The 8,934-nt window shown below is 75.7% G+C and carries 10 protein-coding genes; 8 read left to right on the forward strand and 2 right to left on the reverse strand.

Features of this window, described 5'->3' with window-relative positions; genetic code table 11:
* The 4 genes from E1285_RS46080 to E1285_RS40655 form a co-directional block, all read left to right on the forward strand.
* A partial coding sequence (locus tag E1285_RS46080) for a hypothetical protein (protein ID WP_165966968.1) occupies positions 1–1,449 on the forward strand: 1,449 nt, incomplete at its 5' end.
* Positions 1,446–2,045, forward strand: coding sequence for a neocarzinostatin apoprotein domain-containing protein (locus E1285_RS40645; RefSeq protein ID WP_132159933.1), 600 nt, complete (start codon positions 1,446–1,448; stop codon positions 2,043–2,045). The genes E1285_RS46080 and E1285_RS40645, both read left to right, overlap by 4 nt.
* On the forward strand, positions 2,042–2,707 hold the full coding sequence (locus E1285_RS40650) for a neocarzinostatin apoprotein domain-containing protein (RefSeq protein ID WP_132159934.1): 666 nt from the start codon (positions 2,042–2,044) through the stop codon (positions 2,705–2,707). Before E1285_RS40645 ends, E1285_RS40650 begins: the two co-directional genes overlap by 4 nt.
* Positions 2,704–3,612 (forward strand): hypothetical protein, encoded by a 909-nt coding sequence (locus tag E1285_RS40655; protein ID WP_132159935.1) that lies wholly within the window; start codon positions 2,704–2,706, stop codon positions 3,610–3,612. The genes E1285_RS40650 and E1285_RS40655 overlap by 4 nt, the downstream gene beginning before the upstream one ends.
* A 76-nt stretch (positions 3,613–3,688) precedes the next feature.
* Here E1285_RS40655 and E1285_RS40660 read toward each other — a convergent pair whose 3' ends face one another.
* Positions 3,689–4,408 carry a hypothetical protein gene (locus E1285_RS40660; RefSeq protein ID WP_132159936.1) on the reverse strand — a complete coding sequence of 240 codons (720 nt, stop codon included), beginning with the start codon at positions 4,406–4,408 and terminating at the stop codon, positions 3,689–3,691.
* Positions 4,409–4,533: 125 nt separating this feature from the next.
* Here E1285_RS40660 and E1285_RS40665 point away from each other — a divergent pair, with 125 nt between their 5' ends.
* The 4 genes from E1285_RS40665 (at position 4,534) to mshC (ending at position 8,614) form a co-directional block, all read left to right on the forward strand.
* On the forward strand, positions 4,534–5,298 hold the full coding sequence (locus E1285_RS40665; RefSeq protein WP_132159937.1) for an NRDE family protein: 765 nt from the start codon (positions 4,534–4,536) through the stop codon (positions 5,296–5,298).
* 91 nt (positions 5,299–5,389) lie between these two features.
* Positions 5,390–6,367 carry an ABC transporter permease gene (locus E1285_RS40670; protein WP_132159938.1) on the forward strand — a complete coding sequence of 326 codons (978 nt, stop codon included), beginning with the start codon at positions 5,390–5,392 and terminating at the stop codon, positions 6,365–6,367.
* On the forward strand, positions 6,364–7,308 hold the full coding sequence (locus tag E1285_RS40675) for an ABC transporter permease (protein WP_132159939.1): 945 nt from the start codon (positions 6,364–6,366) through the stop codon (positions 7,306–7,308). The genes E1285_RS40670 and E1285_RS40675 overlap by 4 nt, the downstream gene beginning before the upstream one ends.
* Before the next feature lie 67 nt (positions 7,309–7,375).
* A complete protein-coding gene (gene mshC, locus E1285_RS40680) occupies positions 7,376–8,614 on the forward strand; it encodes a cysteine--1-D-myo-inosityl 2-amino-2-deoxy-alpha-D-glucopyranoside ligase (protein WP_132159940.1) in 1,239 nt (412 codons plus the stop codon).
* Positions 8,615–8,714: 100 nt separating this feature from the next.
* Here mshC and E1285_RS46085 read toward each other — a convergent pair.
* The coding region (locus E1285_RS46085) for a hypothetical protein (protein WP_165966969.1) at positions 8,715–8,934 on the reverse strand (220 nt) is incomplete at its 5' end.

Raw genomic sequence — 8,934 nt, forward strand, 5'->3', positions numbered from 1 at the left:
GCCCTGGCCGGGTGGCAGGCCGCGCTGGCGGCCGGCCTCGCCGGGGCGGCCTGGCTGGCGGCCCTCATGTCGGGCTCGCCCCGCAACGCACTCATCCTCGCGGGCCTGCTGGGCGCGGCCCTGTCCCTCGCGGCCGTGCTCGCGCCCCGCGCGCAGGACCCGGCCGGCGGGGACCGCGCCGCCGCCCGGCTCCGGGACGTGCTCAAGGTCCGCGACGTCCGGGCGGCGCTGCCCGCCTACGCGCTGACCGGCTGGGCGGCGGCTGTCCCGGTCGCCGCCGGGCTGCACCTGCTGACGTTCCGCTGGAACCTGGTCGGCGAGGAGCCCGCACGGCATCTGGCCTGGGGGCTGACCGCCGCCGTCGCGCTGATCGCGGTGCTGCGGCGGACGGCCGGTTCGGTGCGCACCGTGCCGTTCCTGCTGCTGGCCGCGGCCGCCGCACCGCCGCTGATGGCGACCGCGCCGGGCCCGGTGCGGCTGGCGGCGGGCTTCGCGGTCGCGACCGCCGCCGGCTGCCTGGCCGCCGCCGCCCTGGACCGGGCGGTCCTGCGGCCGCTGCCCGACGACCGCCGCCCGGCGGCGGCGGCGCTCACCGCCGTGGCCGCCGCGCTCGGCGGCCTGGCCGGGTTCGGCTGCGCCGCCCTGCTGCGCGGTGTGATCGCCGAAGGTTCGGCGCTGACGCTGACGGCCGTCCCGGTGGCGCTGGGCGCCGTGCTGGCGGCCCGCGTGCGGGGGCCGGTCACCGAACCGGGGTTCCTGGACGTGCGGGCCCTGTCGGTCCGGCGCGGCCCCGTGCCGCTGCGCCGCGTCGCGCTGCGCGCGGACGCCGGCGAGTGCGTCGCGGTGTTCGGCGCCGGATCGCGCACCCTCCTCGCCGCGCTGGGCGGGAACGTCCCCGCGCGGGGACGGATCCGGCTCGGCGGCGCCGACCTCGCGGCGGTCCCGGCGGGGCAGCGGATGCGGCTCGGGCTGTGCCATCTGGCGGCGCCGGTGCCGGACGCGGCGGACGGGCGCACCGTCGCCGGCCGCCTCGCCGACCACGCCCGCGCTCTCGGCCACACCGACCCCGCCGCGGCCGCCGCCGCGGTCCTGGAGGTCTTCCCCCCGCTGCGCCGGTGCGGCGGTGAACCCGCGGGCGCCCTCGGCGAGGCCGAACGCGGGCTGCTCGCCCTCGCCGAGGCGCTCCTGACCCGCCCGAAGCTGCTGCTGGCCGACGGCGTCGTCGCCGGCCCCCACTGCGAGGCGGCACAGACCGTGCTGCGCCGCCTCGCCGCCTCCGGCACCGTGATCGTCCTCACCGGACGCCCGGCCCCGGCGACCCTCGAGCTCGCCTCGCGGGCCTACGTCCTCGACCGGGGACGCGTCGCCGCCGAACTCGCCCGGCCCACGCCCGACCAGGTCCTCCGGCTGCTGCCGAAGAACCCCGACGCAGGAGATGCCGCCTCGTGATCGTGCCAGCGCTCGCCGCCCTCGCGTTCGCCTCGCCCGCCGCGGCCGCCGCGGCCCCCGCGGACGCGCCCGCCATCGAGGTCGGCAAGTTCACCGACCTGTCCGAGGGCGAGCAGATCACCGTGTCCGGGACGGGTTTCCGCCCCGGCCTGAAGTCGGTGGCCGTCGGGCTGTGCAAGGAGGGCTACACCAACGGCCTCAAGGACTGCGACCTCGGCGGAGGCGCGACGTTCGTCAACATCGACGACAAGGGCGCCTTCACCGGGGTCACTCTCAAGGCCCGGCCGAAGTTCAACGAGATCGACTGCATGGCGCGCCAGTGCGTGATCGGCGCCGCACCGCTGCCCACCACCAACCCGCCCGCCGTCGTCAAGGCCAACACCGCGATCGTCCGGGTCGGCTTCAAGGGGTCCTCGTTCAAGGGCGGCGCGGTCGCCGCCGCGCCCGCCGCCACCGCCGCCCCGGGGCCCGGGACCGGCGGCCCCTCGGCCCCGCTGTGGGCCGCCACCGCCGTCCTCATCGCCGGCGCCGGCGCCTCCGCCGTCGTCGTCCAACGCCGTAACGCCCCCGCCACCGATGTAAGGAGCACATCATGAACCGAGTCCGGCGCCGTACCGGCGCCATCGCCGCGATAGCGGGCGCGTGCGTGCTGGCGCTCGCGCAGCCCGCGCTCGCCGCGCCGAAGATCAACGCGAGCAAGACCACCGGGCTGAAGGCCGGCGACACCGTCACCGTCCAGGTCACCGGCCTGACGCCGGGGGAGACCTTCGTCACCCTCGGACTGTGCGAGCCCGGCCCCAAGCTGCCGAGCGACTGCGCGGCGCAGGACACCGGGGCCGCGCTGCAGGGCACCTCGAACGACGCCGGTGAGTTCGTCACCAAGGACGGCTCCACGGACGCCAAGCTCAAGATGGTCGACAAGGCCGGGGACGCGACGTGCGCGTCCAAGGCGGGCGCCTGCGTCATCGCGGTGACCGCGCTCGGCGCCAACATGGACGCCAACACCGCCCAGATCCCGCTCACGTTCACCGGCGGCGGAGGCGGCGACGGCGGCGGAGGTGACGGCGGCGGTGGCGGCGGAACCGGCGACGGGGGCGGCGGCACGGGCACCGGCGCCGGCACCGGGAACGGCGGGAGCCTGCCGAACACCGGCAGCCCCGACGGGCTGCCGACCTACGCCCTGATGGCGTCGGCGATGGTCATGATCGGCATCGCCGCCCTGCTCATCATCCCGCGGCGCCTGCGGAACCGCTCGTGAAGGCGCGCGTCGCCGCCGCCGTCCTCGCCGGAGCGGTCGTGGCCGTGCTGCCGGCCATGCCCGCCGCGGCCGGCACCGGCCCGATCGAGTTCACGACGACCGTCCACGGCGATCCCGCCGACGTGTACGCGCCGGCCGCCGCGGACATCGACGACGACCTGCCGGTCGCGCTGCTGCTCCAGGGCGCGAACGTGGACAAGGCCGCCTACGCGGGCTACGCCCGCGCGGTCGCGGACTACGGCTTCGTCGTCGTGGTCCCGAACCACACGCGCACCCTCTTCGGCCAGACCGGCCTGTTCGCCGAGCAGGCACAGGCCAACTGGACCGTCACGTGGATGGAGGCGGAGGACGGCCGGGCGGGCTCGCCGCTCGCCGGCAAGATCGACACGGGCTCGCTGGGACTGCTCGGGCACTCCTTCGGCGGCGCGGCGGGACTCGGCGTGACGACCGGCGCGTGCGCGCCGCCGTTCTGCGCCGAGCCCGCCGCCAAGCCCGCCGAGCTGAAGGGCGCGGCGCTGTTCGGCACCAACAACACGCCTCCGGGCGGCTCGGGCAGCCCGCCGGTGCCCAACACCGTCCCCGTCGCCCTCGTGCAGGGCACGGCGGACGGGGTGGCGTCGCCGGCGGCCGCGCAGAGCACCTACGAGGCGCTGCAGCAGCCGCCGAAGATGCTGGTGTCGGTGACCGGCGCCAACCACTACGGCATCACCGACACCCAGAACCCGCCTGGCGCGGCTCCCGACCCGTCCCCGCAGACGATCCCCCAGGCGGACGGCATCAAGACGTCCGCGCGGTGGAGCGCCATGTTCCTGCGGACGGTCATGGGCGACGTGTGGGCGGGCGTGTGGCTGTGGGGCGTGGGCGACGCCGTGGACCGCGGCGTGACCGTCCAGTACGTCCGGTGACCTGGTAAGTCGAGTCCGGTGACGGCGCGGCCTCCGCGGGATCCCCGCGGAAGCCGCGCCGCGCTGCGTCGGCCCGTCAGCCCTGGCCGCCGAGCAGGACGCGCCGCAGCTCGCCGGGCGCGATCAGGGTGCAGTAGTGGATGCCGCGGAACGCCTCCGGCAGGTCCTGCCAGCGGGGGTCCAGCCACTCCACCAGCAGGGAGGACGACTTCAGGTGCAGGACGCCGTCCTGCACGGCGGTGGAGGGGGACTCCTGGGTCCATTCGCCGCCGGTCATCGCCTGCGTGTCCTCGTCCACCACGACCTCCGACGGGTCGAACGCGGCGGCGGCCCGCTCGGCGGGGGTGAGGGCCGCGGTGACGGCCCGGAGCGTGGTGCGGTTGACGGCGGCGCAGGTGCCCTCGCCGGACGCCGTCCCGGCTCCGTGGACGGTGCTGATGTGGTCGGCGGACTTGCCCTTGCACCGGATCTGGACCGCGCGGCCCTGGCCGTCGCGGCTGACGAACTGCTCGGTCCGCAACGGCCGGACCTCGGGCTTGGCCGCGACGAACGCGTCCATCGTCGGATGGACGACGTTGTCGATGGGGATGTACGGGCGCTCCGGCCCCCACGGGCCGAGCCCCGCCGTGGCCATCTGCCCGTACGCGCACACCCGCGCCAGGGACCCGCCGGCCTCGCTCGCGGGCGCGGCGGCGGGCGCGGCGGCCGGGAGGGCGGCCGTTGCGGTGCCCCCGGAGAGCAGGAGGCAGGTTCCCAGTGCCGAGGCCAGCACAGGCCCCCGTGATCTCGTCGGCATTCCGTCCCCTCAGACCGGCCAGTGTTTCGCTTAAGGAAACAGTGTTTCACTAGCATTTTCAAGGGGAATCAGGCATGGACGCCCCCGGAGTTCTGGGGTTTCGCGGCAAGTGCTCCAATTGGGGCATGTGCACGGCGATCATCAGTGTCGACCCGTCCTCCCCGGTCCCCGTACTCCTCGTCGGCGTGCGGGACGAGTTCGTCGCCCGCGAGTGGGAGCCGCCCGGACGGCACTGGCCGGACCGGCCCCGGCTGCTCGGCGGGCGCGACCTGCGCGCCGGCGGCACCTGGCTCGCCGTGGACCCGGACACGCCCCGCGCCGGGCTGGTGCTGAACGGCCGCGGCCGGATGGCGCCCGAGGACGGGCGCGTGTCACGCGGCGGGCTGCCGCTGCGGGCCGCCGCCGACGGCGGGCTCGGCCGCCCGGACCTGGCGGCCTACGACCCGTTCCACCTCGTCGCAGCCGAGCCCGGCGGGGTGCGGCTGTGGAGCTGGGACGGCGCCGCACTCGCCGAACGCGACCTCGGCCCCGGCCTGCACATGATCGTCAACAGCGGGCTGGAGGGCGAGGGCCAGCTGGAGGGCGAGACCGAGGACGCCTACATGGCGGCGCGGCTCGCCCACTTCCGGCCGCGCCTGGACGCCGCGCCGCGCCCCCTGCCCGGCCGGGACGAGCCGGTCGAGCGGGCCTGGGGCGACTGGCTGGCGCTCGTCAACGGCGACGGCCTGCCCCGCGCCGACCACCGGGCCCTGCTGCCCCTGCTCGACCTCGGCGACGGCCGGGTCTGGGGGACCACGTCCGTCACCCTCGTCGCGCTCGCCGAGACCGGCGTCCGCTACGACTTCTCCGCCGCCCCGGGCGACCTCGCCGCCTGGACCCGGATCCTGTAGGCCCCGGTTCCGTAAAACCGGGACGGCGGCCCAGAGCCGTTTCGGCATCGGGGCGGCGGACGGTGACCGTCGGTGCTAGCTTGGCCACTCAATGCGATCTTGGTGGCGTTGCGGGGGACGGCCGCCCCGGCCCGGCGCCGGGCCGGGGCGGGTGCGGGGGCGCGGCCCGTCCCGGGTCGCCTGGGAACGGTTCCGCCGCGACCGGGCCGCCGTGGCGTCCCTCGGCGTCCTGCTGCTGATCGCGGCGTTCGCGCTGCTCGCGCCGCTGTGGGCGCACCTGACCGGCCACCCCTGCGACGCGACGTTCCCCCGGACGGGCCTCGACATGAACGGGCAGCCGCGCGGGCCCGGCCGGGAGTTCCCGCTCGGCGCCGACCAGCTCGGCCGGGACGTCCTGGTCCGCGCCGCCTACGGCGCGCGGATATCGCTGGCCGTCGGGTTGTCGGCGGCGCTGCTGGCCGCGGTCGCGGGAACCCTCGCCGGGACCCTCGCCGGGTTCGCCGGCGGCCGCCTGGACGCGCTGCTGTCCCGGCTGATCGACGGTGCCCTCGCGCTGCCCTACCTGCTGGTCGCGATCCTGCTGTCGGCCACGTTCCAGATCTCCTCCGCCCGCGCCGGCATCGTGATGACGATCCTGGTGATCGCGTTCTTCTCCGTCGCGGCGTTCGCCCGGATCATCCGCGGCCAGGTGCTGTCGCTGCGGCGGCGGGAGTTCGTCGAGGCCGCCCGGGTGCTCGGCGCCTCCAACGCCCGGATCATCGTGGCGGAGATCCTGCCGAACCTGGCCGCGCAGGTCACCGTGCTGACCGCGCTGCTGGTCCCGGCGTCGATCGTGTTCGAGGCGACGCTGTCGTTCCTCGGCGCCGGGGTGCCGCCGCCGACGCCGAGCTGGGGGTCGATGCTCGGCGAGGGCGGCGACGTGTTCCAGACGGCGTGGTGGCTGCTGGCCGTCCCGGGCGTCCTGCTGCTGGCGACGACGCTGTCGTTCAACCTGCTCGGCGACGGCGTCCGCGACGCGCTCGACCCGCGCGCCGGACGCGCGCCCGCGCGGGAGGTGACCCGCCGGTGACGCGTTTCGCCGCCCGCCGCCTGCTGCACGCGCTCCTCGTGCTGTGGCTGGTGGCGACGCTGGTGTTCGTGTTCGTGCACCTGTCGCCCGTCCCGGTGGAGCGGATCATCGGCGGGCCCCGCGCCACCGCCGAGACCCTGGAGCGGATCCGCGCCAACCTCGGCCTGGACCGGCCCTTCGCCGTCCAGTACTGGCGGTTCATCGAGCGGCTGCTGCACGGCGACCTCGGCGACTCCTACATCAGCGGCACGCCGGTGACGACGCTGATCGCCGCCCGGCTGCCCACCACGCTGTGGCTGGTCATCGGCGGCGGCGCCCTGTGGTTCGCCGGGGGCGTCGCGCTCGGCGTGCTCAGCGCGGCCAGGGCGCGGAGCCTGTGGGACAGGGCCGCGACGGTGATCGTGCTGGCGGGCCTGTCCACGCCGCCGTTCGTGATGGCGCTGGCGCTGCTGTACCTGTTCGCGACCCGGCTCGGCGACAGCGGCGTCCACGTCTTCGAGGCGGGCCCGCCGCTGCAGGAGAACTTCCTGCGCCGGATGACCCTGCCGTGGATCGCGCTGGCGTTCCTGATGCTCGCCACCTACACGCGCCTCACCCGAGCCGCGATGCTCGACGTGCTCGGCGAGGACTACGTGCGGACGGCGCGCGCCAAGGGCCTGCCGGAGCGCCGCGTCGTCGGCAGGCACGGGCTGCGGTCGGCGCTGACCCCGGTCGTCACCCAGTTCGGCATCGACCTCGGCGCGCTGATCGGCTCCACGATCGTCACCGAGAAGGTGTTCGGGCTGCAGGGCGTGGGGCAGCTCGTCCACCGCTCCATCGCGGCCGGGGACACCCCGGTGATCATCGGGGTGACGCTGCTGGTGACGCTGTGCGTGATCGTCGCGAACCTGCTGGTGGACATCTGCTACTCGTTCCTGGACCCCCGCGTCCGCCTCGCCTGACCCGGCCGCGGCAATTCCCCATGATCTCGGCGTAACCCCGCTAGCTGGGCATGGATAAGCTTTCCGTATGCGATCGTGGCCCGCCTCCGAAGTCCCCCACCTCCCCGACGCGGGTCTGCCCGCCGCGGCACGGCCGCTGAGACTGCACGACACGGCGACGGGGACGGCGCGTCCCGCGGGCCCGGCCGGTCCCGGCGGCACCGCCCGGATGTACGTGTGCGGGATCACCCCCTACGACGCGACCCACCTCGGGCACGCCAACACCTATCTGGCCTTCGACCTCGTCAACCGCGTGTGGCGCGACGCCGGCCACCGGGTGCACTACATCCAGAACGCCACCGACATCGACGATCCGCTTCTGGAACGTGCCCAGGAGACCGGGCAGGACTGGCGGGAGCTGGCCGACCGGGAGATCCAGCTGTTCCGCGAGGACATGACCGCGCTGCGGATCCTGCCGCCCGACCGCTACATCGGCGCGGTCGAGTCGATCCCGCTGATCATCGAGATGATCGAGAAGCTGCGCGGCCGCGACGCCGCCTACGAGGTCGGCGGCGACGTCTACTTCCCGGTCGCGGCCGACCCGTCCTTCGGGCAGGTCAGCCGGCTGACCCGCGAGGAGATGGCGCCGCTGTTCGCCGAGCGCGGCGGCGACCCGGACCGCGCCGGCAAGCGCGACCCCCTCGACGCCCTGCTGTGGTCGGCCCGGCGCCCCGGCGAGCCCGCCTGGGAGTCGCCGTTCGGCGAGGGCCGCCCCGGCTGGCACGTGGAATGCTCGGCGATCTCCATCGAGCACCTCGGCATGGCGTTCGACGTCGAGGGCGGCGGCTCGGACCTGGCCTTCCCGCACCACGAGATGGGCGCCTCGCACGCCCAGGTCGCGACGGGGGAGCGCCCCCACGCCCGCGCCTACGTCCACGCGGGCATGGTCGGCCTGGACGGCGAGAAGATGTCCAAGTCGCGCGGCAACCTGGTGTTCGTGTCGAGGCTCCGGGAGGCCGGCACCGACCCGATGGCGATCCGGCTGGCGCTGCTGGCACACCACTACCGGTCCGACTGGGGATGGACGCAGGACGGCCTGGACGACGCGGAGGCCCGCCTGGACCGCTGGCGCGCCGCCGCGTCCCGCGCGTCCGGCCCGCCCGCCGCCCCGGTCGCCGAGGCCGTCCGCGGCCACCTCGCCGACGACCTGGACGCCCCGGCCGCCCTGGCGGCCGTCGACGCCTGGGCGGCGGCCGACGGCGCCGACGAGACCGCCCCGCCCCAGATCAGGGCCCTCACCGACGCCCTCCTGGGCATCATGCTGTGACCTCGCAGGCCGGGCCTTCCGAAGCCGCCCCCGGCCACGCACAGGCCAGGTCACGGAGCGAGCCGCCAGGCGAGCGCAGTGGGCCTGGACTGCAATGAACTCAGCGCAGGACGTAGCAGTCCCAGTCGGCCGGGGTGCCGCCGTCGCCGCGCAGGCGGGCCTCGGCGTCCGGACGGTACTGGGACGCGCACACCTGCGTCATCGTGATGTGGGTGTCGACGCCGATGTCGCCGCCGCGCGGCACGCAGTACCACTGGCCGGAGCGGAACTCGGCGGTGCGGTCGCGGGCGCCGCAGTACCGGGCGGGGTCGGGGGAGCCG

The sequence above is a fragment of the Actinomadura sp. 7K507 genome, from assembly GCF_004348425.1.
Taxonomy (GTDB): domain Bacteria; phylum Actinomycetota; class Actinomycetes; order Streptosporangiales; family Streptosporangiaceae; genus Spirillospora.

Coding starts and splice junctions, on each gene's coding strand:
- E1285_RS40650 (WP_132159934.1), top strand. CDS start 2,042: ATGAACCGAGTCCGGCGCCGTACCGGCGCCATCGCCGCGATAGCGGGC.
- E1285_RS40660 (WP_132159936.1), bottom strand. CDS start 4,408: ATGCCGACGAGATCACGGGGGCCTGTGCTGGCCTCGGCACTGGGAACC.
- E1285_RS40665 (WP_132159937.1), top strand. CDS start 4,534: ATGTGCACGGCGATCATCAGTGTCGACCCGTCCTCCCCGGTCCCCGTA.
- E1285_RS40670 (WP_132159938.1), top strand. CDS start 5,390: ATGCGATCTTGGTGGCGTTGCGGGGGACGGCCGCCCCGGCCCGGCGCC.
- mshC (WP_132159940.1), top strand. CDS start 7,376: ATGCGATCGTGGCCCGCCTCCGAAGTCCCCCACCTCCCCGACGCGGGT.